We start from the raw sequence: 26,444 nt of genomic DNA, 5'->3' as shown, positions 1-26,444 counted from the left end.
CACCCGGCCCGCGATTGCCGCCACCCGGCCCCCGGGCGCCGGCGCCCTTCGGGCCGCGGTTGCCGCCCGGACGCGGGCCGCGCGGGCCGGCGTTGGGGTTGAAGCTGCCGGGGTTGGCGTGGTCGGACGGGAACGTCGGGGCGCTGTCGGGGTGGCCATATGGCGCGCGCGGCCGGCCTGCGCCGGCACCGGCCGGCTTGGAGGACCAGGGACCCTGGCCGCCGCCGCGCGGACCCTGTCCGCCCGGACCGCCGGGGCCGCGCTTCTTCGCGCCGGCACCGCCGTAGGGCTTCTTGGGGCCACGGCCGTCGGCGTTGCGATGGCCGCTGGGGCCGGTCTCCACGCCATCGGGCACGTACCAGGTGCGGAACGCGGCGGGGTTGCCCTCGGGCAGCGCGCGCGCGCCCTTGTCCTTGCGCTGCTTGAACGGCTTCTGCGACTGCTTGGCGGCGGCATCGCCGCTGACAGTCAGGCCGCCGTGCGGCTTGCGTGGGCCGCCGCGGCCACGACCGCGGTCCTCGCGCACGTGGTCGAACCGGCGCAGCTCGCGCCCTTCGTCGGCGCCGCTGGTGTGGCCGTTGACGTAGGCCTTGCCGGCGCCGCCCTTGCCCAGGTGCACGGTCGACTTGGCGGCCTTGCGCTGGCCGATCACCGGTTGCAGCGTCAGTGCCGGCGGCGGGCCTTCCTCGAGCTTGAGCTCCTTGCGCAGCGCCTCGACCTGCGCGTCGGGCAGTTCCTGCGACTGGCCGCGCAGCAGCGGCTGCGGCAGCACGACCTGGCCGTAGCGCACGCGCTTGAGCCGGCTGACCTGGCAGCCCTGCGATTCCCACAGCCGGCGGACCTCGCGGTTGCGGCCTTCCTTGAGCAGCACCTGGAACCAGTCGTGCGATTCGGTACCGCCGATGCGCTCGATCTCGTCGAACTTCGCCGGCCCGTCCTCGAGCGCGACGCCGCGGCGCAGCCGGTCGACGATCTTTTCCGACACCGTGTCCTCGCCCTCGGGCGCGCGCACGCGGCACACGTACTCGCGCTCGACCTCGTAGGAGGGGTGCATCATCGCGTTGGCGAGCTCGCCGTCGGTGGTGAGCAGCAGCAGGCCGGTGGTGTTGATGTCCAGGCGGCCAATCGCGATCCAGCGTGCCCCCTTCAGTGCGGGCAGGGCATCGAAGATCGTCGGCCGGCCTTCAGGGTCTTCGCGCGTGGTGACTTCGCCCTCGGGCTTGTTGTAGATCAGCACGCGCGCCGGCTCGGTCAGCGCGCTGGCGACGAAGACCTTGCCGTCGAGCTCGATGCGGTCGCCGCCCTTGATCGACATGCCGGTCTGCGCGACCTCGCCGTTGACCTTGACCAGGCCGTCGGCGATGCGCTGTTCGAGTGCGCGGCGCGAGCCCAGCCCGGCCTGCGCGAGCACCTTGTGCAGGCGTTCTTCCAGGCGCGGTGCGGCTTCGGCGGCGGGCGTCTCGCCGCGCTTGAGCGACAGGGTGCGGGCGGGTTTTTCGGTGTTGCGTTGCTGCGTCATGTGGGGCTCCGGTCGCTGTCGCCGTCTGCGGCGAGGGCGGGGTCTTCGTCGGGAATCGTGGAAGGTGTGGCGTCGGACGGGGCGTCCGGCGGAAGGTCTTGCGGTGCGTCTTGCGACGAGACCGGGGCCTCGTCCATTGGGTCGGGTGTGGCGTCCGACGCCTCGTGCGGTGTGGCGCTGTCGGCGTCGGCCTCGTCGGTGGAGGCGGGGGTGGGCGCGTCGTCATGCCCGGCGATGCCGCCGATGTCGCGCGCGCCCTCATCGCTGTCGCTCTCGGCGCCGGCCAGGCGCAGTTGCGGGTCGAGCTCGGCGAAATCCTTGAGCTCGGACAGCGGCGGCAATTCGTCGAGCCGCTTGAGGCCGAAGTAATCGAGAAAGGCCTTGGTGGTGCCCAGCAGCTCGGGGCGGCCAGGCATGTCGCGGTGGCCGACGACGCGGATCCACTCGCGCTCCTCGAGTGCCTTGATGATGTTGCTGTTGGTGGCCACGCCGCGGACCTGCTCGATCTCGCCGCGCGTGATCGGCTGGCGGTAGGCGATCAGCGCCAGTGTCTCGAGCGTGGCGCGGGTGTATTTGGTCTGCCGCTCGCTCCACAGCCGCGCCACCCAGCCGTGGACGTCGTGCTTGACCTGGTAGCGCCAACCCGAGGCCAACTCCACCAGCTCGACGCCGCGCTCGGCGCAGGCCGCCTGCAACTCGGCCAGGGCCTGTTTCAGGCTGTCGTCGGGCGGCGCCTCGTCGAGCGTGAACAGCGCGCCGAGCTGGGCGACGGTCAGCGGCTGCGTGGAGGCGAGCAGGGCGGCCTCGACGATGCGGTTGATCAGGGTCTGGTCCATCGGGACGGTCGTGGGATCCGGAAAGGGTCAGGATTGGGGCGGGTCGGGGACGTCGTCGTCGAACTCGCTGGAAAAGCGCGTCGGCGGTGCCTCGCCGTCGGCACTGGCCAGCGACTTGATGTAGATCGGCGCCAGCGGCGCGTCCTGCACGATGTCGAGCAGGCGTTCCTTGGTGAGCTCGAGGATCGACAGGAACGTCACCACGACGCCCAGCCGGCCTTCCTCGGGCTCGAACAACGATTCGAAGCGGTGGAACGCGCCGCCGGCCAGCCGGGTCAGCACCTCGCCCATGCGCTGGCGCACGCTCAGCGCCTCGCGCCGGATCGCATGCCCGGTGAACAACTCGGCGCGCTTGAGCACGTCGTGCAGGGCCAGCAGCATTTCGCGCAGTTCCACCTGCGGCGGCTCGCGGTTGACCGGGCGCTCGGGCAGCGCGACCTGTGCCGGCGTGGTATCGCGGTCCTGTCGCGGCAGGCGGTCGATGTCCTCGGCCGCCTGCTTGAAGCGTTCGTACTCCTGCAGCCGGCGCACCAGCTCGGCGCGCGGGTCGCCCTCGTCGCCTTCCTCGACTGCCGGCCGCGGCAACAGCATCCGCGATTTGATCTCCGCCAGGATCGCGGCCATGACCAGGTACTCGGCGGCCAGCTCGAAACGCAGCTCCTGCATCACGCCGATGTAGTCGACGTACTGCTGGGTGATCTCGGCCACCGGGATGTCGAGGATGTCGAGGTTCTGGCGACGGATCAGGTACAGCAGCAGGTCGAGCGGCCCTTCGAAGGCCTCCAGGATCACCTCGAGCGCGTCCGGCGGGATGTACAGATCCTGGGGAATCTGGAGCACCGGCTGGCCATGCACCAGCGCCAGCGGCATTTCCTGCTGCTGGGGCGAGGGGCCGGGGGCCGCGGGCGCGGTCTCGGGCTGGCTCATTCGGGGCGCGGCCCCATCGGGTCGCTCGGGAGCGGGATCACTGGCGAGGCATCATTGGCAGGGCGTGGCGACAGGACGGCGGCCACTGCGGCGCGGGTCCGATCGGGTGCGCGGCATCGGCCGGCGCGATAGGGACAACGGTGCTGCGAGGACGTCTTCGGACCGTACGCCAAGCGCGAAGCGCGTCTGCAGCTGACAGGCGCGGAGATCGGAAGGCGTCGGACCCGGACCGGTGCGACGACCGCGGGCGGGCTGGCGTCTGGAGCGACGCGCCGCCGCGGCGGAACGGGGCCGGGGTTGCTGGGCAACAGGGTACGCGCAGCGCCCCGGCCATGTCCAGCGTCCCGATGTCCCATGGGCGATCGCAGGTCGTGGCGCTCGGGTGTCGAGGCCAAGAAACGCACGAACAGGAGACAGGCCACGCGTCGTCACGCATCCGCCGCGCGCCGTGCATCTGTTGCGTTGCAGCATTACACGGGCCGATGAAAACGCTTACATTCCGCGGCAATCGCGCATAGCGGAGTGGGGATGAGCGTCACCATCAAGGACGTCGCGAAGGCCGCCAACGTGTCGGTGGCCACTGTGTCGCGCGCCCTCAACGGTCATCAGAACGTGGCCGAGGCGGTGCGTCGGCGGGTGGCCGAGGCGGCGGCCCAGTTGCGCTACAGCCCGCACCACGCCGCGCGCAGCCTGAGCAGCCGGCGCACGCAGACCGTCGGCGTGGTGCTGCCCGACCTGCACGGCGAGTTCTTCTCCGAGCTGATGCGCGGTGTCGATCAGGTCGCGCGCACGCGGGCACTGCACCTGCTGGTGTCGAGCTACCACGGCAACCCCGAGGCGCAGGGCGCGGCGCTGCGGGCGATGCGCGGCCGTGTCGACGGACTGCTGCTGATGTCGCCGTACGTGCACGACGCGGAGTTCCTGGAGCGCAATGTCGACGTCAGCCTGCCGCTGGTGCTGATGAACGCCGCGGGCGAGAGCGCCTACCGCTCGATCGGCATCGACAACTATGGTGGCGCCCGCGAGATGGTCCGCCATCTGGCCGCCGCGGGGCACCGCCGCATCGCCTTCATCACCGGCCCCGACGACAACGACGATGCGCGCGAGCGTCTGCGGGGCTATCGCGACGGCCTGGCCGCGGCCGACCTCGGCCACGCGCCCTGGGAGCTGAAGGGCCAGTTCGACGAGGACTCCGGACACCGGGCCGGCGAGGCGTTGCTGGCGATGGACGCACGCCCCGACGCGGTGTTTGCGGCCAACGACATGATGGCGATCGGTTGCCTGTACGCGCTGGGACGGGGCGGCGTCCGCACACCCGACGAGGTCGCAGTTGTTGGTTTCGACGATATCCCGCTTGCACGCTACGTTCACCCGGCGCTAACGACGATGCGCGTCGACATCGCTGAACTCGGCGCGCGCGCGCTCAAGGCGCTCGTGGCTCTGGAGGCGCATGTCGATGGCGCGCCGCCCGGCGACGACGCGCTGCTGCGTCCCGTGCTGGTGGTCCGCGACTCATGCGGCAGCCGGTCGCCGCAATGACCGCCGCGCCATGCAAGGCACCTTGGGAGGGGGGCCGATGACGATCCGCACGTCCGCACAAGACCTGCCCGGCCATCTCCTGTCCGGGTGAGGGCCGTGCGCGCCCCGCGCGTGACCGCGCCCGGCCATCGCCCCGTCTTTTGGTTTCCGCTATCCGAATCCCCCGATCCTTTCTTCGAGAATCCCAGATGAAACCCCTTCGCCAACGCTCGCGCCTGATCTCGCGTTCCCTTCTCAGCATCGCATTGACAGGTTGCCTGTCGATGACCGCGCCGGTTGTGCTGGCACAGTCCACCGCGGCGACCATCCGCGGCCAGGTGACGGTCGATTCGGCGCCGGCAAGCGACGCGCGCGTGACCGCGATCAACACCGCGACCGGCCTGACCCGCAGCGTCGCGGTCGGCGCCAACGGCAGCTACAACCTCGCCGGCCTGCCGCCGGGCACCTACCGGCTGCAGGTCGAGGCCAATGGGCAGAGCAGCTCGCAGAACGTGACCGTGGCCGTCGGCCAGACCGCCACACTGAACCTGGGTGTGGGCGGTGTTGCCGAGACGGCGACCGCGGGTGAGGCGACCAATCTGGATGCGGTCCGAGTGACTGCGGAAGCATTGGTGGAGACGAAGACCTCGGAAGTGGCGACCTATGTGTCGCAGAAGCAGATCGATTCGCTGCCCCAGAACTCCCGTAACTTTCTCTCGTTCGCCGACATTGTGCCCGGTGTGAGCGTCAGCAACTCGCCGACCGGCGCGTCGATCCGCAGCGGCGCGCAGATCTCCAATGCCGTCAATGTTTTCATTGATGGCGTCGGGCAGAAGGATTACGTGCTTAAAGGGGGAATCACCGGACAGGATTCGACGCCCGGCAATCCGTTTCCTCAGCTTGGCATTGCCGAGTACAAAGTCGTCAACTCTAACTACAAGGCCGAATACGACCAGTTGTCGAGCGCTGGCATCACGGCTGTAACGAAGTCAGGTACCAACGAGTTCGAGGGGCAATTCTTTTGGGATAACACCGCCCAAGACTTCCGGGCCAAGACGGCCGATGAGAACTATCGTGGTCGTGACAAGGTGCGTTCGGGAACCGAGCACTACGGCGTTGCCATCGGCGGCCCGATCATCATGGATCGTCTGCATTACTTCGTGACGTACGAGGCGAAGGAAATCGATCGGGTTGCCTCGATCACCCCCGGCCGCAATATCGCCATCGATGCGCTGCCGTCGCCCTACCGTGAGGAAGCACTCGCCACTACCGGGTCTCCGTTCAAGGAGGATCTGTTCTTCGGCAAGTTGAGTTGGACGCCTGGAGACGCTCATCTTGTCGAGCTGACCGCAAAGTACCGTGAGGAAGACGATGTTGTCGGCGTGGACGGTATCAATACCTACCAGTTCGGTACCACACGTGCGGGTAAGGAGACTCGTCTTGACCTGCGCTACCAGTACAGCGGCGAGAACTGGCTCAACGATGCGCATATCACATTCGAGGATGCGAGCTACGGGCCGTTGCCTCTTACTGTCGCGCCCGGACGCCGGTTGCTGATTCCCGCAGAGGGGCAGGAGACCACCAATAACCCGAATATGAGCGCTATCCTCAACATTGGCGGCGGCGCCGATCAGCAGGATAAGGGCCAGAAGGGACTCGGATTTCAGAATGATTTCACCTGGTTCGGCTTCGAAGGCCACACGATCAAGGCCGGCATCAAGTACAAGGACGTCGAGATCAGCGCGCTGCAGCGCAGTCCTCCAAATCCGCAGTACTACTTCGACCTCAGTCGCAACATCGATGTGCCCTATCAGGTGCAGTTCACCGCATCTGGCCTGGGCAATGCGCAGCCGGTGCGCTCGGACAACAAGCAGTTGGGCCTTTACATTCAAGACGACTGGGACGTCACTGACAGGTTGACTGTGAACGTCGGTGTGCGTTGGGATTACGAGGAGACGCCGAGCTACGAAAATCATGTCACGCCTCAGGCGGTCGTGGATGCGCTGGAGGCGTCGCCAGGCCTCAATGCACCCGGTGTTGACTATGATTACCGGCAGTTTGTCAGTACCGGAAGCAACCGGAAGTCGGACAAGGGGAACTTCCAGCCGCGCGTCGGGTTTTCGTACGACTTCAGTGGCGATGAGTCGTTCGTACTGTTTGGTGGCGCAGGCCGGTCGTACAATCGGAACCAGTTCGACTTCTTGGCTCGCGAGCAGTACGGTCTTGCGTTCCAGCGCTATACCTATCAATTTTCCCAGCCCGGCCACGACTGCTCTACGTCTTCGCCGCAAAGCTGTCTGACCTGGGATCCGAGCTATTTCGATCAGGCGCGGCTCGATGAGTTGGCTGCGGCGAATCCGAATGTCGGCAGTGAAGTATTCCTGATCGACAACGATCTCAAGACGCCGTATTCGGATCAATTCAGCCTGGGTGTCCGCAATGCTTTCGACATCGCGGGCAATACCTGGAACTCCTCGGTGACGCTGCTCCATGTGCTCAGCCATGACGGCATTCTGTTCACCGCCGGCAATCGGCGCGACGACGGTTCGTTCTACGAGCCGGGCCGGACCTTCGGTGGGATACCGCCGGCGAACTTGCCCGGATTCGGCCGTTTGTTGATCGGTCGCAATGCTGTCGAGACTCGTCTTAATTCCGTTCTGCTGTCGCTCGACAAGCCTTTCACCAGCGACTCGGGCTGGGGTGCAACGATTGCGTACACCTACAGCGATGCGAAGGAGAACCGCAACAACAGCGACACGTTCTCGTTCGATTATCGTGATCTCGACGATGTGGCATTCACTCGCGCCATTGGGATTCCGCGGCACAGGCTGGTCACCACCGGCATCTACGATATCGGCTGGGGGCTGACGCTCTCCGGCAAGTTCGAGATTTCGTCTCCGGCGGCGCGAGAATCGCTGAACTGCGTGAGCATTGATACCTACAATTGCTTCTTCGATTCGTACTACCCGGATACCAGCGTAGGCTTCAAACAGTTCGATGTCGCACTGCAGAAGGAGTGGGATACCGGTACGGACATCAAGCTCCGTGTGCGCGCCGACGTGCTGAACGTCTTCAACTGGTACAACTGGACCGACTACATCGACTTCCGTGGCGATGGCCGCAACCCGAGCGTGCCGGGTAGCGTTGCACGCCCCAATGAGAACTTTGGCCGGCGCAACCCGGACAGCTACGCCACTGCGTTCCCGCCGCGTACGTTCAAGCTGACGTTCGGTATCAACTGGTAACCCCCGCTGCCGGTCCCCCTCGGGAGACCGGCAGTTTTATACTTCACCCTGAAAACGATTTCACCGCGAGGTTTCCTTCACGATGCGATCCCGTCTCCGTGCGTTCTCACTCCTGCTTCTCGTCGCGCTTGCGGCCCTGTTCCTGGCCGGTTGCGGCAAGCAGGAGCCCGCCGAACCGGCGGTACCGCCGCCCAAGCCGGGACCCATCGCGCAGGTGCCCGAACCTGAGCCCGAACCCGAAGAAAAAGGACCGCCCGAGCTGCCGCCGCTGTTCGCCGATATCGAGCGGCGGACGTTCCAGTTTTTCTGGGACACCACGAACGAGGTCAACGGCCTGACGCCCGATCGCTTCCCGTCGCGGCCGTTCTCCAGCGTCGCCGCGGTCGGCTATGCGCTGACGGCGTATCCGATCGGCATCGAGCGCGGCTGGGTCAGCCGCACGCAGGCGGTTGACCGCACGCTGACCACGTTGCGGTTCTTCCGCGACGTGAAGATGGGGCCGCAGGCCACCGGTACCGGGGGCCACCAGGGCTTCTTCTATCACTTCATCGACATGGACAAGGGCCACCGGGTCGAGCCGTGGGTGGAACTGTCGAGCGTCGACACCGGCCTGATGATGATGGGCGTGCTGTTCGCGCAGTCCTACTACGACCGTGACGATCCGCGCGAAGCCGAGATCCGCAAGCTCGCCGACCAGCTCTACCGCAATGTGCGCTGGCCGTTCCTGCAGCAGCGCAAGCCGCTGATCTCGATGGGCTGGTACCCCGAGAGCGGCTTCATCGAGCACGACTGGACCGGCTACGACGAAGCGATGCTCGTGTACATCCTCGCGCTCGGCTCGCCGACGCATCCGGTCGGTCCGGAGGCATGGGAGGTGTGGACGCGTACCTATGATCGGCTGTGGGGCGTGTTCCGCGGCCAGGAGTACCTGAGCTTCGCGCCGCACTTCGGTCATCAGTACAGCCATGTCTGGGTCGACTTCCGCGGCATCCGCGACGACTACATGCGCCGTCGCGGCATTGATTACTTCGAGAACAGCCGCCGCGCGACCTATGCGCAGCGCCAGTATGCGATCGACAATCCGATGGGTTGGAAGGACTACGGCGAGAATGTCTGGGGTCTGACCGCCAGCGACGGGCCGCAGCGTACCGATCAGGACTACAACGGCGAGCAGCGCGAGTTCCGCCACTACAGCGCACGCGGCGCAGGCCTGGACGGCGCGTTCGACGACGGTACGATCGCGCCGACCGCAGCGATCGCCTCGATCGCGTTCGCGCCCGAGATCGTGATCCCGGCGACCGAGGAAATGCACGGCCGCTACGGCGACTTCCTGTACTCGAGCTATGGCTTCCTGGACGCGTTCAACCCGAGCTTCAATTACGAGGACGTGCCGCTGAAGACCGGCCGCATCGTGCCGGGCAAGGGGTGGGTGGCCAGCGACTACATCGCCATCGACCAGGGCCCGATCCTGGCGATGATCGCCAACTACCGCAATGACTTCGTCTGGAACGTGATGAAGAAGAACCCCTACATCCGCGCCGGTCTGGAGCGGGCAGGGTTCACCGGTGGCTGGCTCGCTGGCGAGGACGAGCCGAAGGACTCCGGGCCGCCGGATGCCGATGCGGCGACTGCGCGTGCAGTCGGCATCGCCGAGTCGCGCGGTGCCAATCAGACGCCGCCGCGCGATGCGCCGGCGCCGGCGCCCGCGCCCGCGCGCGCGTCCGACCCGGTGCCGGTCGAGTGAGTCGCGTCGGGCGCCGCGCGTGGCGTGCACGGGCAGGACGGGCATGACGACCGTGATCCGCCGTGCCTGGCTGTTGTGCGCACTGGTGCTGGTCTTGGCCGGTTGCGCGCGGCGGTCCGACGAGACCGTGATCCGGTTCTGGGCGATGGGCCGAGAGGCCGAGGTCGTCGCTGAATTGGTGCGCGAGTTCGAGGACCAGCATCCCGGCATCCGGGTGCAGATCCAGCAGATCCCATGGACCTCGGCGCACGAGAAGCTGCTCACCGCCTATGCCGCCGACGCGCTGCCCGATCTGTGCCAGCTCGGCAACACCTGGGTGCCGGAGTTTGCGGTGCTCGGCGCGCTCGAGCCGCTGCAATCGCGGGTCGACGCCTCGGCAACGATCGACCAGGCGGATTACTTCCCCGGCATCTGGGACACCAATGTCGTCGACGGCACGCTGCTCGGCGTGCCGTGGTATGTCGACACGCGGTTGGTGTTCTATCGCCGCGACCTGCTCGAGGCGTCCGGTGTGACGCGTTTCCCGCAGACCTGGGCCGAGTGGGAAGCGGCAATGGCGGCGGTCAAGCGCCATGTCGGGCCTTCGCGCTATGCGGTGATGCTGCCGCTCAACGAGTTCGAGCAGTTGTTGTCGTTCGGCCTGCAGCAGGGCGATCCATTGCTGCGCGACGACGACGGCCGCGGTAATTTCCAGAGTCCGGGTTTCCGCCGGGCACTGGGCTTCTACGCCAACATGTTCGAGCAAGGCTGGGCACCGCGGATGTCGGAGACGCAGATCTCCAATGTCTGGGACGAGTTCGGCCGCGGCTTTTTCACCTTCTACGTGTCGGGCCCCTGGAACATCCGCGAGTTCCGCACGCGGCTGCCGGCCGACCTGCAGGACAAGTGGGCGACCGCGCCGCTGCCCGGGCCCGATGGTCCGGGCGTGGGCATTGCCGGTGGCACGTCGCTGGTGATGTTCCGCGATTCGCCCAACAGGGAGGCGACCTGGCAACTGGTCGAGTTCCTGTCGCGGCCCGACATCCAGGCGCGGTTCTACCAGATGATCGGCAACCTGCCGCCGCGACGCAGCACCTGGGCATCGGGTGAGATGCAGTACGGGGAGGAGGCGCTGGCGTTCCGCGAACAACTCGAACGCGTGCGGCCCACGCCGAAGGTCCTCGAATGGGAGCGGATCGTGCAGGAGATGCGATTGGCCAGTGAGCGCGTGGTACGGGGCGGCATGCCGCAGGACCAGGCGCTGCAGGCGCTGGACGCACGTGTGGACACGCTGCTCGAGAAGCGGCGTTGGGTGCGCGCGCAGGCGGCGAAAGCGGACGCCTCAACGCACGCGGGCGCGGAGTCCACCGATGCGCGCTAGTACCGCAGGCTGGGTGTTCGCCGGGCCGGCGCTGATCCTGCTCGGGGTGTTCTTCGGGATCCCGGTGGCCTCGGCGCTGCTGCTGAGCCTGACCGATTTCGATCTCTATGCGCTGTCGGATACTTCGAACCTGCGCTTCGTCGCGCTGGGCAATTATCTGGATCTGCTGCAGACGCCGCTGTTCTGGAAATCGCTGGGCAATACCGCGTACTTCGTCGTCATCGGCGTGCCGCTGTCGATCGCGGTGTCGCTGGGTGCAGCGCTGCTGCTCAATGCCAAGGTCGCGCGCTTCAAGGGCCTGTTTCGCACCGCGCTGTTTGCGCCGGTGGTGACCACGCTGGTCGCGGTCGCGGTGATCTGGCGTTATCTGTTCCATACCAGCTACGGCCTGGTGAACTGGGCGCTGGGCCATGTCGGCATTGCGCCGATCGACTGGCTGGGCGATCCGACCTGGGCGATGCCGACGATCATTCTGTTCGCGGTGTGGAAGAACTTCGGCTACAACATGGTGATCTTCGTCGCCGGGCTGGCGGCGATTCCCGAGGATCTGTACGAGGCGGCGCGCATCGACGGCGCATCGCGCTGGAAGCAGTTTGTCCACGTGACGCTGCCGATGCTGGGACCGGTGCTGCTGGTGGTGGCGGTGATCACGGTCTCGGGCTATTTCCAGCTGTTCGCAGAACCCTACGTGATGACACGCGGCGATCCGCTGCAGAGCACGGTCAGCGTGCTGTACTTCATGTACGAGGAAGGCTTCATGTGGTGGAACCTGGGCCGCGCCTCGGCGGTGGCGTTCATGCTGTTTCTGATCATCCTGGGCGTGACCACGCTGCTGCTGCGCGCCGGCCGGCGCAAGGAGATGGTATGAGCGCGGTGCAACGCGAAGTCGGCGCGTCGCGCTGGTCGGGCTGGCTGGTCAATGGCGGCCTGGTCGTGCTGGCGCTGATCGCGCTGGCGCCGCTGCTGTGGATGCTGTCGGTTTCGTTCATGCCCACCGGCGAGGCCAGCAGCTTTCCACCGCCGTTGCTGCCTTCATCGCTGACCACGGCCAACTACGAGCAGTTGCTGCTGCGCGGGGGCATGGTGGGCTACTTCACCAACAGCCTGCTGGTCTCGGGCGCGATCACGCTCGGCGCGTTGCTGATCAACACCATGGCCGGCTACGCCTTCGCCAAACTGCGCTTTGCCGGGCGCGAGCGGCTGTTCCAGTTGCTGCTGGCCGCGCTGGTGATTCCCGCGCAGGTCGCGATGCTGCCGCTGTTTCTGATGATGAAGGGCATGGGCCTGGTCAACAGCTTCGGTGCGGTGATCATCCCGGGCCTGGCGACGGTGTTCGGCATCTTCCTGGTGCGCCAGTACGCGCGCTCGATCCCCGACGAACTGCTCGAGGCTGCGCGCATCGACGGGGCCGGCGAGCTGCGTATCTTCTTCCAGATCGTGCTGCCGATGCTCAAGCCGGTGCTGGTGACGCTGACGATCTTCACCTTCATGGCCGCCTGGAACGATTTCATGTGGCCGCTGATCGTGCTGACCGACCAGAGCAACTACACGCTGCCGGTGGCGCTGGCGGCGCTGTCGCGCGAGCACATCCAGGACGTGGAAATGATGATGGCCGGCGCGGTCGTCACCGTGATCCCGGTGCTCGTGCTGTTCATCGCGCTGCAGCGCTACTACATCCAGGGCCTGCTGCTCGGCAGCGTGAAGGGGTGAGGGCGCATGCCTGCGAAGCACTGCTTCGCATGCGCCCGAACGCCCGGCCATGGGTGAGAGCAGGGCGCTTGCGAGGCATTGCCTCGCGCCATGATCGAACGCCTCGCGTGCTGCGCGAGGCCGGACTGGCCGGGCCGGAGTTTCCGGAGTCGACCCTGCCGCGCCATGGATGGCCGAGGAACAATCTGGGATGTGGGAGCGCTTGCGCGGCACGGCCGCGCGTTCGCCGCCATCCACCGCACGTCCCCCAGCAGCCAGGGAGGGCTGCGTCCCGCGCATCCGCAAGGTGGATGCCGCCGCGACACGCGCACGCGCGCGTCTGATCCGATCACCGCAACACGCGAACCACGGAGGCACCGCCCCGCATGAAGATCCTCGACACCCGCGCCGACCGCGCGCCTGCCGACACCGACATGACGCCTGCCGGCGATGCCCCCGCCGTCGGTGGCCGCACCCGCACAGTCCTGCCGCTGCGCGCCACCGGTACTGCTGCGCTGATCGCCGCGTTGGCGGCCTGTTCCGTGGCGCCGACGCCGGGCAGCGAGGCCGTCGCGACGGATGACGCCGGTGCCCGCGTGCTCGACGACTTCGAGGACCCGTCGGCCTGGACGGTGGTCACCTCCAACCAGGTCACCGGCACGTTGCGCAAGATCGACGGCGATGATGGCGGCGCGCTGTGCCTGGATTACGACTACAACGGGGTGTCCGGGCACGTCGGCATCCAGCGCGAACTGCCGCTCGATTATCCGGAGAACTATCGCTTCGGCTTCCGGCTGCGCGGCGAGTCGCCGGCCAACGACCTGCAATTCAAGCTGATCGACGCCAGCGGCGACAACGTGTGGTGGGTGAACCGGCCCAAGTACGATTTTCCGACCGAGTGGACGCAAATCCAGTACCGCAAGCGCCATATCGACAAGGCCTGGGGACCGGATCCGGACAAGACCCTGCGTGCGAGCCACAAGGTCGAGTTCACGATCTACAACAATGCCGGCGGCAAGGGCAGCGTGTGCTTCGATACGTTGACCTTCGAGCCGTTGCCGGCCGACGACGACTCGCCGCTGACCGCCAGTGCGGCCTCGACGACCACGCCCGATGGCACCGGCAAGGCGGTCGACGGCAAGGCCGCGACCGCGTGGGAGGCCGGCGCCGCGCCGCAGAAGCTGGTGTTGGATCTGGGTAAGGTGCGTGAGTTCGGCGCGCTGCGGCTGCAGTGGCTCGACGGGCGCCATGCGGCCGACTACACGGTGTCACTGTCGACCGACGGCGAGCAGTGGACGCAGGTGCGCAAGGTCGACGGCGGCAATGGCGGCGTGGACTGGTTGTCGTTGCCCGAGTCGGAGGCCCGCTATGTCGGTCTCGACCTGCGGGCCGGTCCGGGGCAGGGCTTCGCGCTCGCCGAGGCGGCGCTGCAGCCGGTCGCGGTCTCGAACCATCCCAACGATTTCCTCAAGGCGGTCGCGGCCGAGCGGCCGAAGGGCCAGTTTCCGCGCGGTTTCAGCGGTGAGCAGCCGTACTGGACGATCCTGGGCCTGGACGGCGGCACCGAGCAGGGCCTGATCGGCGAGGACGGCGCGATCGAGGTTGCGGCCGGTGGCTTTTCGATCGAGCCCTTCATCCGCGCCGGCGATGGCCTGGTGACCTGGGCCGATGCCCGGATCACCCAATCGCTGCAGGACGGCTATCTGCCGATTCCGAGCGTGGACTGGGCTCACGACGCGGTGTCGCTGCGCGTGACCGGTTTTGCCCGCGGCACGCCCGAGGCATCGCAGCTCGTCGCCCGCTATCGGCTGACCAACTCGGGCCGCCAGCCGCGCGATTTCGAGTTCGCGCTGGCGGTGCGACCGATGCAGGTCAATCCGCCGACGCAGTTCCTCAATGTCATCGGCGGTGTGAGTCCGCTGCACACGCTGGCACTCGCCCCCGACCGGGTCAGCGTGGACGGCGTGCCGCGCGTGTTCGCGCGCGAGCCGGCGCAGCAGGTGTTCGCCACGACCTTCGACAGCGGCATGGACATCGAGCATCTGGCCGCCGCTGCGCTGCCGGCGACCACCGAGGTCGAGGATGCGCAAGGGCTGGCCTCTGGCGCGTTGGTCTACAGGGTGCGGCTCGAGCCGGGCCAGGCGCGCGAGTTCGACCTGCTGATTCCGATGACCGGCGCGGCGCCGTCGCTCACCGCCGACCAGTGGCAGCCGCAGGCCTGGCAGGACGAGATGGCGCGTATCTGGCATGGCAAGCTCGGCGAGGTCGGCATCGAGGTGCCCGAGGCGGGGCGCGATCTGGCGAACACGCTGCGCACTTCGCTGGCGCACATGCTGATCTCGCGCATTGGCCCGCGCCTGCAGCCGGGCACGCGCTCGTATGCGCGCAGCTGGATCCGCGACGGCGCGATGATCTCCGAAGGGCTGCTGCGGATGGGCCGGCCCGAAGTCGTCAAGGACTACGTCGAGTGGTATGCCCCGTACCAGTTCGACAACGGCATGGTGCCGTGCTGCGTGGATGACCGCGGCAGCGATCCGGTGCCCGAGAACGACAGCCACGGCGAGCTGATCTTCAATATCGCCGAGTACTGGCGCTACACCCACGACGACGCCTTCCTCGCGCGCATGTGGCCGCACGTGGTCGGTGCGTTCGACTACATGGAGACGCTGCGCGCCAGCGAGCGCACCGAGGAGAACCGCCAGGTCAACGCGGCCTTCTACGGCATGATGCCGGTCTCGATCAGCCACGAGGGCTATTCGGCCAAGCCGATGCACTCGTACTGGGACAACTTCTGGGCGCTGCGCGGCTACAAGGATGCGGTCGAGATCGCACAGGCGCTGGGCAAGAGCGAGGACGTGGCCCGGATGACCGCTGCGCGCGACGAGTTCCGTACCGATCTCGATGCCTCGCTGCGTGCCGCAGCCCGACTGCACGGCATCGACTATCTCCCCGGCGCGGCCGAACTCGGCGATTTCGATCCCACCTCGACGACGATCGCGCTGGCGCCCGGCGGCGAGCAGGGGCGGCTGCCCGAGGACCTGCTGGTCAACACTTTCGAGCGCTACTGGACGCTGTTCGCCGATCGTCGCGACGGCCGCAAGCCGTGGAAGGACTACACGCCCTACGAGTGGCGCAACGTCGCCGCGTTCGTGCGGCTGGGCTGGCGCGAGCGCGCCAATGAAGTGCGCGAGTGGTTCTTCGGCCATCGCGCGCCGCTGGCGTGGAACCAGTGGGGCGAGGTCGTCACGCCGACGCCGCGTAAGCCATTCTTCCTCGGCGACCTGCCGCATGCCTGGGTGGGCTCGGACTTCGTGCGCTCGGCGCTGGACATGTTCGCCTACGTGCGCGAGGTCGACGACAGCATCGTGCTGGCGGCGGGCGTGCCGGCCGACTGGTTCGACGGCATCGGCGTGCGGCTGCACGGCATGCGCACCCCACAGGGCAAGCTCGGCTACCGGTTGCGGCGCGAGCACGACGTGCTGGCGCTCGACGTCGATGCCGATGCCGGCCTGCCGCCCGGGGGCCTGGTGCTGCAGTGGCCGTATCCGAACGTGCCTGGCCCGACGACCATCGACGGCCATCCGGCGCAGTGGCAGGGCAACGAACTGCGCATCGCGCGTGCCGGTGCGCAGGTGCGCGTGCAGATCCCGACATCGCCCTGAGCCAAGACCGTACCTTTGAAGTCCTCGCGTTGCGCGATGCGCGCGGGGACCGCCACACCAGACGAGGAGACATCGGCGCAATGACGACCCCCCGACTCGGCCGCGCGTTGCTGTGCGCGCTGGCCATTGCCATTCCCGGCCCGGCGCTGACGGCGCAGGACTCAACGACTGCGATGCCGTGGATGGATCCGGACAAGTCGCCGGATGCGCGCGCCGCGCTGCTGGTCGCGGCGATGACCCAGGACGAGAAGTTCCAGTTACTGCGCAGCCGCTTTGCGATCGGCGAGCACAAGCCGACCGAAGCGCTGACCGCGGCCGGCTATGTGGCCTCGATTCCGCGCCTGGGCATTCCCTCGCAGGGGCTCGTCGATGCGGGCCTGGGCGTGACCAATCCCGGCGGCGCGCGCGAAGGCGATCACGCCACCGCGATGCCGTCCGGGCCGGCGACCGCCTCGACCTGGAGCCGCGAGGTCGCGTTCCTGGGCGGCCAAACGATGGGCCGCGAAGCGTGGCGGCAGGGGTTCAATGTGCTGCTGGCCGGCAGCGTCAATCTGCAGCGCGATCCGCGCAACGGCCGCAATTTCGAGTACGCAGGCGAGGATCCGCTCCTGGCCGGCACGTTGGTCGGCGAGTCGATCCGCGGCGTGCAGTCCCAGCACGTGCTTTCGACGATGAAGCACTACGCGCTCAACGACATGGAGACGCATCGCAATTTCCATAGCGCGCAGATCGGCGATCGCGCGATGCACGAATCCGACCTGCTCGCGTTCCGCATCGCGCTGGAGATCGGCGCGCCCGGCTCGGTGATGTGCAGCTACAACCGCATCAACGGCGTCTATGGCTGCGAGCACGACGAACTGCTCAACAACGTCCTCAAGCGCGATTGGAAGTACCCCGGTTACGTGATGTCCGACTGGGGCGGGGTGCACAGTGCGTCGAAGGCGGCGCTCGCGGGCTTGGACCAGCAATCTGCAGGTGAGGTGTTCGACAAGGCGGTGTACTTCGACCGCCCGCTGCGCATGGCGGTCGATGCCGGTGTCGTGCCGCAGGCGCGGGTCGACGACATGGCCCACCGCATCCTGCGCAGCCTGATCGCGGTCGGCGCGTTCGATCATCCGCCGCAGCGCCAGCCGCCCGATGCCGAACTCGACGCGGCCGGCTTCGCGGTCGCGCAGCGCACCGCCGAAGAAGGCGCGGTGTTGCTGCGCAATGCGGGCGACCTGCTGCCGCTCGGCGCCGATGTGCGCCGGATCGCGGTGATCGGCGGCCATGCCGACCGCGGCGTGATCGCTGGTGGTGGCTCATCGATGGTCGGCTGGACCTCGCGCGGGCCCAACGCCGTGCCGGGCGTGAAGCCGACCACCTGGCCTGGGCCGGTGATGTTCCAGCCGTCCTCGCCGCTGCGGGCCTTGCGCGAAGCGGCGCCGCAGGCGCGCGTGGACTACGCCGACGGTAGCGACCGCGCTACCGCGGCGCGGCTCGCGCGCGAAGCCGACGTGGCGATCGTGTTCGCGACCCAGTGGTCGGCCGAGTCGGTGGACCTGCCGGACATGCGCCTGGCCGACGGCCAGGACGCGCTGATCGAAGCTGTCGCGGCGGCCAACCCGCGGACGGTGGTGGTGCTGCAGACCAATGGCCCGGTCGAGCTGCCCTGGGCCGAGCGCGTGCCGGCGATCCTGCAGGCGTGGTACCCGGGCATCCGCGGCGGCGAGGCCATCGCGCGCCTGCTGACCGGCCAGGCCAACCCCTCCGGACGCCTGCCGGTCACCTGGCCGGTCGATGTCGCGCAACTGCCGCGGCCGCACGTGCCGGGCCTGGGCTTCGACCCGCCGCAGAAGCCCGAGGACACGATCGATTACGACATCGAAGGCGCCAACGTCGGCTACCGCTGGTTCTCAGCCAAAGCGCTGACGCCGCGCTACGCCTTCGGCCATGGTCTGTCGTACACCACGTTCGCGCTGTCGGATCTGACGGTGCACGCCGACGGCGAGCGCCTGACCGCGCGCTTCGCTGTCCGCAACACCGGCGCGCGTGCCGGCGTCGCGGTGCCGCAGCTCTACGTGCACCTGCCCGAGGGCCACACCACGCCGCTGCGCCTGGCCGGCTGGGACAAGCTCGAGCTGCAACCGGGCGAGTCGCGCGAGGTCGAAGTGGCGCTGGCCCCGCGTCTGTTCGCCGACTACGACCCGGTCACGCGCAGCTGGCGCATCCCCGCCGGCCACTATCGCGTGGTGCTCGGGCAGTCGGCGGCCGACACCGCCGACACGGCCATCCTCGACTTGCCCGAACGCCACCTAGACTGACCCGAAACACCGGGGTCAGAGTCGGTTTTTGCAAGGGGCGTTGCAGCTGGAAATTGCACGCTGACTCCGGTTTTGCGGCGCTAGGGTCGGCCCCAGTGGAGCGGGGGGCTCGTGGTTGCTACCGTCGGCAGTCCAGGCCCGGCCTGAGTTCCAGACCCGGGCTTCGTTCTTGCGGAGTTCGCGATGAATGCCCAGGTCTCGACCCACCGACCGTTCGATCCACCGCCGCCGCCTGCGGTCGATACGCTTCAAGGCGCCTCTCGTGACGCCGCCAACACTGCGGTGGCCGGCATGGACGCCGCCGCCATCGACACCTTGCGCGGCGAGGTGCAGGCGCTGCCGGCCAGCGAGCGGCAGGGGCTGCTGAACGAGCTGGCGACCCGGCTCGATGCCGATAACCTGACACGTCTGCACGACGTCTTCGGGCAGGACGCGGTGGCGTCGGCGGTCGACATGCGCGCGCCGGCCGATGTTCGCGAGGCGTATCAGGCGACGGCGGGCCGGACGACACCCGCCGCGCCCGCCCCGGGACCCGCGCTGCCGCCGATGGACATCGCGCGGATCGAGGCGCAGCAGCGCCAGCGGGCGCAGGACGATTTCTCGGCAGGGGGCCTCGATAGCGGCGCGATCAGTGGACCCTACCAACTGTCCGAACTGGCCCGCGAGCACGCGACCGAGCCTGCGTACCTCGCCGAACTGGTCCGGCTGGCGGACGACGCCGACCTGCTCGCATCGGTCGTCGCCCCCATCAACGGGCTCTACAGCCGCGACTCTGGAGGCGGCTACGCATTCGGCGGCGCCGACGGCGATGCCGCGCGCGAGGCGATGACGCACGCGCTCGATGTCGCGGTCCAGCGCGGCGTGCTCAGCGAGGGCGGCATTCGGCATGCCGCCGCAGACAGCGCGGGCTGGGCCGATGTCGCCGGCAGGTTGGGGATCGACAACGTCGGGCGTACGCAGGCAAGCAATGACGCGGCGACGAAGCTCGAGTCGCTGGGCAAGGACTACGACGACGCCAAGAAGGCGGTGGACAAGCTCGATGAGGAGCTCGCCACGTTCCTGCTGCGCGCCGGTCCGCTGGACGGCGAACAACGGGCGGCGTTCATTGAGAAGTTCCGCGAAGCCGAGGGCCATGCAGAGGTCTATGCTGCCGAAGCAGAGGCCGGCCAGGCACTCGTCGACTATGTCCAGGCCAACCGAGAGGCTGGGTTCGAAGCGGCGGTACGCGATCCTCAGGTCGCCACGCAGGTCGTCGATACGCTCGGTCGTCTGGCCGATTCGGGTCATGGCGAGTTGGCGCTCGAACTGCTCGGCGAGATCCAGGGCACGCCAGGTTCGGCCCTGGCCGAGGCGTTCGAGGCCCATACCGATACCCTGCAAGGTGAGCTCTCCGAACGGATCGCCAGCGCGGCGACCGTCGAGATCGTCACCCGGCATGATGGCGATCTGCAGGCAGCGCTCGCCGACCTGAAGGACGCCTTTGCGCCACTGAAGGATGCCAAGGGGCTGTTTGACGGCGTCAAAGGCGGTATCGGCAGCTTCAAGGACGGCATGGCGATGATGGACGCGGTTGCCGCTGGCAACTTCGATCCATTGAAGAAGCTCGGCGACGGCTTCGGCGACGCATCGCCATTCGCGCGCGCGATGTCAGGGGTCGGCGTCGTAATGGGCGCGATCAAAGCTGCGGAGAGTGGGCAGGAAGGCGCGTATCTCGAGGCGGTGCAGGGTTTCGCGTCGGCGGGCGAAAGTGGCCTTAACCTGCTGGCGGGCGCATCCAAGCATTTCGCCGACGCGGGACGCTTGGCGCAGTACGGCGATGACGCTCTGCGTTTTGGCACGTTCGCTGCAAAGATCGCGCCTGGACTGGGCGTGATCGCGAGCGCGACCTCGATCGCGATCAATCTGCAGAAGGCCTCCGACGGCGGCAACGTGGGTTACGCCGTCGCTGCGATGGGCGATGTCTTCAGCATGCTCGGTAGCGCTGTGGGTGCCCTGGCGCCCGGGCCGGGGACGGCTGCGGGCGCCATCGTCAGCGGTATCGGGGCAGTGATCTCGGCGATCGGCGGCGGCATCGGCGACGCGATCGACAAGCACCAGACGCGCGAGGAACTGCGTGGCTATCTCGAAGCCACTGGCATGGATGCCGACACGATCGAGCTGATGCTCGGAAGCGGCGAGGCGATGAACAATGTTGCGGCTGGCCTCGGTATCTCAGGAGACCAGTGGCAGGCGATGCTGGCATCCGATCCTGCGCTTGCCTACGCGCCATACGTGTTCAAGTCGGTTGCCGACGGCTATGGCTTGCAGGGCGATCAGGCAGTCGAGTTGTTCAAGCGAATGCATGCCGAAGATCCGCAAGCGATGCTCGCGCTCATGCGCGAGTTCGGTGAGAAGCCGCAGGCGGGCGTCGACGTTGGACTGTTGGCCCGTGAGTTCCTCGAACAGAACTTCCCGGATGCGCACGCCTACGCGCGCAGTCAGGAAACGTCGGCGACGCGGCCCGACGGCTCTTCCAAGACGCCGGCCGAGATCGCCGAGGGCGATTACGCTGGCATCCGCGGCGGCACGATCAGCGAGATTCACGACAAGGCTGAGGCGCTGCTCCAGGCCAATGACAATCACGATTATCGGGTCCGGGTGCTGGAATTGCTGTATGCGGACAACCGGTCCGACGCCGTCCTGGAACTCGGCATCCAGTACGGCGTGATGCCGGACGAACTGCGCTGATACCGAAGCGGCACGCGTCGCGAAAAGGAGCCGTGGCCAGTCGTCGCGGTTGACGGAACGGTGTCCGGTACGCCTGGCGTCAGATCCGGACAAAGCACCGGCCGCCCAGCGCATCAGTACGTGTACTGCAGCTGCACCCACAGTTTGTCGGTGTCTGCGGTGCGCGTGGCGTCGTCGCTGCGATAGCGTGCGAGCTTGAGCAGGCCGTCGAGGCCTTTCACGCCCGCAATCGCGTGTGCATAGGACAGGTCGAGCTCGTCGCCGTAGTCGCCGCCACCGCGTTCGGGCGCGAAGTCGTGGTACCAGGCCTGCAGACTGCCGCCGCCCAGTGGGATGGTCGCGCCGACGTAGCGGTCGACCACGCCGGCCGCCGGCGTGGTGAGGAACACATCCGCCCAGCCCTGGAAGGCATGCTTGGTTGCCAGCGGCGTCTGGAAGGCACGGTTGCCGCTGCCGTCGCCGCCGCCGAGCGATTCGTAGCCGGCCTTGAACGTGGTGCCGCGCCACTGGTAGCCCAGTTCGCCGAGCGCGTAGCGGCTATCGAGGTCCCAGGGGTTGTTGCCCAGGTCGCGCTGGCGGGCGATCTCGGCCGCGTAGCGCCAGGCACCGGAGGTGCCTTCCAGGCGCAGGCCGGTGGTGTGGCTGGATAAGGTGCCCAGCGGCGCGGTCGCGGACACCGCGATGCCGTCCAGATCGAGACGGTAGTGGTAGGCCGTCGCCGTCATTGCCGGCGCGACCCGCAGGCCCGCCTGCAGCAGATGACTGCGGCCGTCGATCGTCGCGGGGTTGGCGCGGGTTACGAAGGCGCCGTCATCGGGACCGAAAATGGTGTGGATGCGGCCGATGACCGTGTAGTCGAACACCAGCCGGTCGAGCGGCGTGAGCTGCAGGCGGATCGCATCGTAGGTCTGCTCGTTCTGGCGCCAGCCGACGCCGCCGACGAAGCGCTGGTTGCCCAGGTTGATGCGCTGGCGGCCGAAGGTCGCGCTGCCGCCGTCGAAGGCCCAGCGCACCAAGGCCTGATTGACCGCGGCGCCGTCAGGATCGGCGACGACGGGATACGCGCGCGCGCCGTTGCGGGTGTCGTTGAAGCGATCCGGTCCCAGGTGGGCGATGGCGTCGATCTCGCCGAGCGCGGACCAGCCGTGCCACTGCGGCGTGAGATAGCCCACGCGTGCGCGCAGGGTGTGGGCATCGGCGTCGCGAGGCAGGCCGCCCTGCTCGACGTGCTCATAGCGATAACGCAGGTCGAGGGACGGGCCGGGGGCGTCGGCGGCGACGCCGGCCAGCGGCAGCGTGGCGAGCAGCAGCGGCAGTGCGCGGCGGCAGAGTGTGCGAGGCGACATGTCGGTGTCTTGGTGTGGGGGTCGCCACACGTTGGACCCAGCGCATTCAGGCTGCCATGACCTCGATCAAGCGAAGGCGAGTGCGCCTGCACGCGCATGTCACTTCAAGCGCGCATCCTTGCGCACGCACGCCGGCTCGCTTCATGAGCGGGCCGATCGGCAACCGCGCCCACGCGCGGTCATGCGTCAGGCGGCGCGGGCCTCGCGCACGATCGCCGCCGCCTGGGCCGAGGCCTCGCGCACGCGCGCATAGTCGCCGGCCGCCAGCCACGCCTTGTCGAGCATCCACGAACCGCCCACGCACAGGACGTTCGGCTGTGCCAGGAACTCGGCGGCGTTGGACGCGGAGATGCCGCCGGTCGGGCAGAAGCGCATGTCCTGCACCGGGCCGGCCAGGCCCTTGAGCATCGCCAGGCCGCCGACTGCGTTGGCCGGGAACAGCTTGCAGTTGCGGAAGCCCAGGTCGCGCAGGGCGAGGAACTCGGTCGGCGTCGCGGCGCCGGGTACCGCCGGCACCGCGGCCTGCGCCAGGGCTTCGGCCAGGCGCGGGGTCGTGCCCGGGGTGACGAGGAAATCGGCGCCGGCATCGATCGAGGCGCGGATGTTCTCGGCGTTGAGCACGGTGCCGGCACCGATGACGATCTCCGGGCGCTCGCGCTTGAGCGTGGCCAGGGCCTCGATCGCGATCGGCGTGCGCAGGGTCAGTTCCAGCGTGGTGAGGCCGCCTTCGAGCAGGGCGTCGGCGAGGGCGCGCGCCTGGTCCAGGGTATCGACGGTGATCACCGGCAGCACACCGGCAGCCCGCAACAGATCGGCGGCGCGCTGCTGGCGCTCGGACATCGGGGAAACGTGGGGCATCGGGTCAGTTGTCCTTTTCGTCATGCGGCGCGTCGGCGGCCGCGCCATCGGCACCCAGATCGTACTCGGCGTCGTACTCCCACACCGCCCCATGGAGGGTCGGGGGTCCGCAGGAAATCGACAGCGCCCCCTGGTCGGCCGGGGAGACGTTGGCGCGGTTGAACGCGAACAGGTTGCGGCCGAAGTCGGTCGGCGCCGGCGCGGTGTCGGGCGCGGCCTCGCGGCGCTGCCATTCGTCGGCATCGACCAGCGCCTCGAGGGTGCCGGCCTCGCCATCCAGACGCACGATGTCGCCTTCGCGCAGGTAGGCCAGCGGCCCGCCGCGCGCAGCCTCGGGGGTGACGTGGATCGCGGCGGGAATCTTGCCCGACGCGCCCGACAGGCGGCCATCGGTGACCAGCGCGACGCGCCGGCCCTGGTTCTGCAGCATGCCCAGTAGCGGGGCCAGCGAATGCAACTCGGGCATGCCGTTGGCCTTCGGCCCCTGGTAGCGCACGACGGCGACGAAATCGCGCGGCAGTGCGCCGGCGGCGTGCAGGCGGTTGAGCGCCTGCGGGGCATCGACCACCACGGCCGGCGCCTCGATCGTGCGGAACTCCGGCTTGACCGCCGAGAGCTTGATCAGCGCGCGCCCGAGGTTGCCGCGCAGCAGGCGCAGGCCGCCGTGGGCCTCGAACGGCGCGGAGGCCGGCCGCAGCACGGCGTCGTCGGCGCTGGTGGCGATGCCCGGCGTGTACACCAGCCGGTCGCCGTCGACCTTGGGGTCGTCGCAATAGGCCCGCATGCCGCCTGCGACGACGGTCGGGATGTCGCCGTGCATCAGCCCGGCGTCGAGCAGTTCGCGGAAGACGAAGGCATTGCCGCCGGCGGCGTGATAGCGGTTCACATCCGCCTCGCCGTTGGGATACACCCGCGCCAGCAGCGGCACCACCTGCGACAGTGCGTCCATGTCGTCCCAGGTCAGCACGATGCCGGCCGCACGCGCGACTGCGATCCAGTGGATCGTGTGGTTGGTCGAGCCGCCGGTGGCCATCAGCATCGCGATCGCGTTGACGATGGCGCGCTCGTCGATCAGTTCGCCCAGCGGCCGGTAGTCGTCGCCCAGCGCGGTGATCGCCAGCGCGCGTGTGACCGCTTCGCGGGTGAACGCCTCGCGCAGCGGGGTCCCGGGGTTGATGAAGGCCGCACTGGGCAGTTGCACGCCCATCGCCTCGAGCAGGGTCTGGTTCGAGTTCGCGGTGCCGTAGAAGGTGCAGGTGCCGGGCGAGTGGTAGGACTGCGCCTCGACCTCGAGCAGCTCAGCGCGGGTGGCTTCGCCGGCGGCGTAGCGCTCGCGGACCTCGGCCTTGGTCTTGTTGGGCACGCCCGGGGTCATCGGCCCGCCCGGCACGAACACCGCAGGCAGATGGCCGTAGGCGAGGGCACCGATCAAAAGGCCCGGCACGATCTTGTCGCAGATGCCCAAGTACAGGCTGGCGTCGAACATGTCGTGCGACAGGCCGATCGCGGTCGCCTGGGCGATGACATCGCGCGAGAACAGCGACAGCTCCATGCCGGCGCGGCCTTGGGTCACGCCGTCGCACATCGCCGGCACGCCACCGGCGACCTGCGCGGTCGCGCCGAGCGCGCGCGCGGTCTCGCGGATGAACTCGGGGTAGGTCTCGTAGGGCTGATGCGCCGAGAGCATGTCGTTGTAGGCGGTGACGATGCCCAGGTTCGGCGTCGGCTCGTTGCGCAGGCGCAGCTTGTCGGTCGGCCCGCAGCCGGCGAAGCCATGGGCGAGGTTCGCGCAACTCAGGCGGCCGCGCAGTGGGCCGTCGTCGCGCATGCGCGCGATGCCGTCCAGATACGCGCGGCGCGAGGCGGCGCTGCGCTTGCGGATGCGCTCGGTGACGGAATGCAGAACGGGATGCAGGCTCATTGGCGGCGGCGATGAGACGAAAAGGAGGGAAGGGGCGCCCGGGTGCGCGGACGCACGGTGCTGAGGCTGTCGATCACGGGCACCAGTGCACGTGCAAGTCTGCGCCCGGCACGGTCAAGGCGATGCGTGCCGGATACTCGTGGACGTCGTCGCTACGCAACAGTTGCTCGAGCAGCGCACGCTTGTGCTCGCCGCGGATCAGCAGGATCCGCGTGTGCGCAGGGGCCAGGCCGGCCGGGGTCAGGCTGATGCGGCGGGCCCAGCGCTGCGCGCCGGGGCAGCCGGTCGCATCGACGCCGACGTAGGGCGTGGGCGCGGCCAGTGCCGCGTCGAGATCCTGCATGCCGGGAAACAACGAGGCGGTGTGGCCGTCGTCGCCCATGCCCAGCACCACGACGCCGGCCGGCTGGCGCGCATGCAGGTTGGCGGTCGACAGCGCCTCGTCGAACGGGCGGCCGGCGCGCGTGATCGTCTCCAGTCGTGCGTGCTGTGCCTTGTTCTGGATCAGCGTTTCGCGCACCAGGCGCGCATTGCTGTCCGGGTCCTCGGGCAGCAGCCAGCGCTCGTCGACCAGCGCGACATCGACGTTGTCCCACGGCAATGGCGACTTCGACAGTGCTGCGTAGACCGGACCGGGGGTCTTGCCGCCCGACAGCAGCAGCCGCGCACGCGGCCGCTCGCGCAGGTCGCGCGCAATTGCCGAGGAAATTGCGATCGCAGCCCCCCAGGTCCACTGGGTGGCGGAGTCGTAAGCGTGCAGGTGCATGCGGCCATCGTGACCGATTCGGG

15 protein-coding genes and 1 pseudogene are annotated in these 26,444 nt (G+C 68.2%); 9 read left to right on the top strand and 7 right to left on the bottom strand.

Annotation, left to right across the window (positions count from 1 at the left end):
- The 3 genes and pseudogenes from ABE488_RS08070 to ABE488_RS08060 all read right to left on the bottom strand — a co-directional run.
- Positions 1-1,519, bottom strand: a 1,519-nt coding sequence (locus ABE488_RS08070) for a pseudouridine synthase (protein ID WP_346447766.1), incomplete at its 3' end; no start/stop codon positions are given.
- 290 nt (positions 1,520-1,809) lie between these two features.
- Positions 1,810-2,355, bottom strand: a pseudogene (gene scpB / locus ABE488_RS08065) (SMC-Scp complex subunit ScpB); the annotation flags it as partial.
- 27 nt (positions 2,356-2,382) lie between these two features.
- Positions 2,383-3,282, bottom strand: coding sequence for a ScpA family protein (locus tag ABE488_RS08060; RefSeq protein WP_346445469.1), 900 nt, complete (start codon positions 3,280-3,282; stop codon positions 2,383-2,385).
- A 528-nt stretch (positions 3,283-3,810) separates the two neighbouring features.
- Between ABE488_RS08060 and ABE488_RS08055 the strand changes: the two genes are divergently transcribed.
- From ABE488_RS08055 to ABE488_RS08015, 9 genes are all read left to right on the top strand, one after another.
- Complete coding sequence (locus ABE488_RS08055) at positions 3,811-4,821, top strand: LacI family DNA-binding transcriptional regulator (protein ID WP_346445468.1); 1,011 nt, start codon at positions 3,811-3,813, stop codon at positions 4,819-4,821.
- Positions 4,822-5,009: 188 nt separating this feature from the next.
- Positions 5,010-8,045 carry a TonB-dependent receptor gene (locus tag ABE488_RS08050; RefSeq protein ID WP_346445467.1) on the top strand — a complete coding sequence of 1,012 codons (3,036 nt, stop codon included), beginning with the start codon at positions 5,010-5,012 and terminating at the stop codon, positions 8,043-8,045.
- A gap of 82 nt (positions 8,046-8,127) precedes the next feature.
- Entirely contained in the window at positions 8,128-9,789 is a 1,662-nt protein-coding gene (locus ABE488_RS08045) for a glucoamylase family protein (RefSeq protein ID WP_346445466.1), read from the top strand.
- 43 nt (positions 9,790-9,832) lie between these two features.
- Positions 9,833-11,149: a sugar ABC transporter substrate-binding protein gene (locus ABE488_RS08040; RefSeq protein WP_346447765.1), complete on the top strand. Its 1,317-nt coding sequence runs from the start codon at positions 9,833-9,835 to the stop codon at positions 11,147-11,149.
- Positions 11,139-12,017, top strand: coding sequence for a sugar ABC transporter permease (locus ABE488_RS08035; RefSeq protein WP_183426405.1), 879 nt, complete (start codon positions 11,139-11,141; stop codon positions 12,015-12,017). Before ABE488_RS08040 ends, ABE488_RS08035 begins: the two co-directional genes overlap by 11 nt.
- A 5-nt stretch (positions 12,018-12,022) precedes the next feature.
- The gene (locus tag ABE488_RS08030; RefSeq protein ID WP_337245540.1) at positions 12,023-12,859 is read left to right on the top strand and encodes a carbohydrate ABC transporter permease; all 837 of its coding nucleotides are present in this window, start codon (positions 12,023-12,025) and stop codon (positions 12,857-12,859) included.
- Positions 12,860-13,224: 365 nt separating this feature from the next.
- Positions 13,225-16,500 (top strand): discoidin domain-containing protein, encoded by a 3,276-nt coding sequence (locus ABE488_RS08025; RefSeq protein ID WP_346447764.1) that lies wholly within the window; start codon positions 13,225-13,227, stop codon positions 16,498-16,500.
- Between the two features lie 173 nt (positions 16,501-16,673).
- Positions 16,674-18,803, top strand: a complete 2,130-nt coding sequence (locus tag ABE488_RS08020; protein ID WP_346447772.1) for a glycoside hydrolase family 3 C-terminal domain-containing protein — start codon at positions 16,674-16,676, stop codon at positions 18,801-18,803.
- 183 nt (positions 18,804-18,986) lie between these two features.
- On the top strand, positions 18,987-21,530 hold the full coding sequence (locus tag ABE488_RS08015; RefSeq protein WP_346447762.1) for a hypothetical protein: 2,544 nt from the start codon (positions 18,987-18,989) through the stop codon (positions 21,528-21,530).
- Between the two features lie 113 nt (positions 21,531-21,643).
- Here ABE488_RS08015 and ABE488_RS08010 read toward each other — a convergent pair whose 3' ends face one another.
- The 4 genes from ABE488_RS08010 to pgl form a co-directional block, all read right to left on the bottom strand.
- Positions 21,644-22,876 carry an alginate export family protein gene (locus ABE488_RS08010; RefSeq protein ID WP_346447760.1) on the bottom strand — a complete coding sequence of 411 codons (1,233 nt, stop codon included), beginning with the start codon at positions 22,874-22,876 and terminating at the stop codon, positions 21,644-21,646.
- Between the two features lie 186 nt (positions 22,877-23,062).
- The gene (gene eda, locus ABE488_RS08005) at positions 23,063-23,716 is read right to left on the bottom strand and encodes a bifunctional 4-hydroxy-2-oxoglutarate aldolase/2-dehydro-3-deoxy-phosphogluconate aldolase (protein ID WP_346447771.1); all 654 of its coding nucleotides are present in this window, start codon (positions 23,714-23,716) and stop codon (positions 23,063-23,065) included.
- A gap of 22 nt (positions 23,717-23,738) precedes the next feature.
- Positions 23,739-25,655: a phosphogluconate dehydratase gene (edd, locus tag ABE488_RS08000; RefSeq protein WP_346447759.1), complete on the bottom strand. Its 1,917-nt coding sequence runs from the start codon at positions 25,653-25,655 to the stop codon at positions 23,739-23,741.
- Positions 25,656-25,728: 73 nt separating this feature from the next.
- Positions 25,729-26,421 (bottom strand): 6-phosphogluconolactonase, encoded by a 693-nt coding sequence (gene pgl, locus ABE488_RS07995; RefSeq protein WP_346445460.1) that lies wholly within the window; start codon positions 26,419-26,421, stop codon positions 25,729-25,731.
- Between the last annotated feature and the right edge of the window lie 23 nt (positions 26,422-26,444).

The organism is Luteimonas sp. TWI662, from assembly GCF_039673825.1.
In the GTDB taxonomy this organism is placed as follows: domain Bacteria; phylum Pseudomonadota; class Gammaproteobacteria; order Xanthomonadales; family Xanthomonadaceae; genus Luteimonas.
This window is presented reverse-complemented; position numbering and strand designations above follow the sequence as displayed.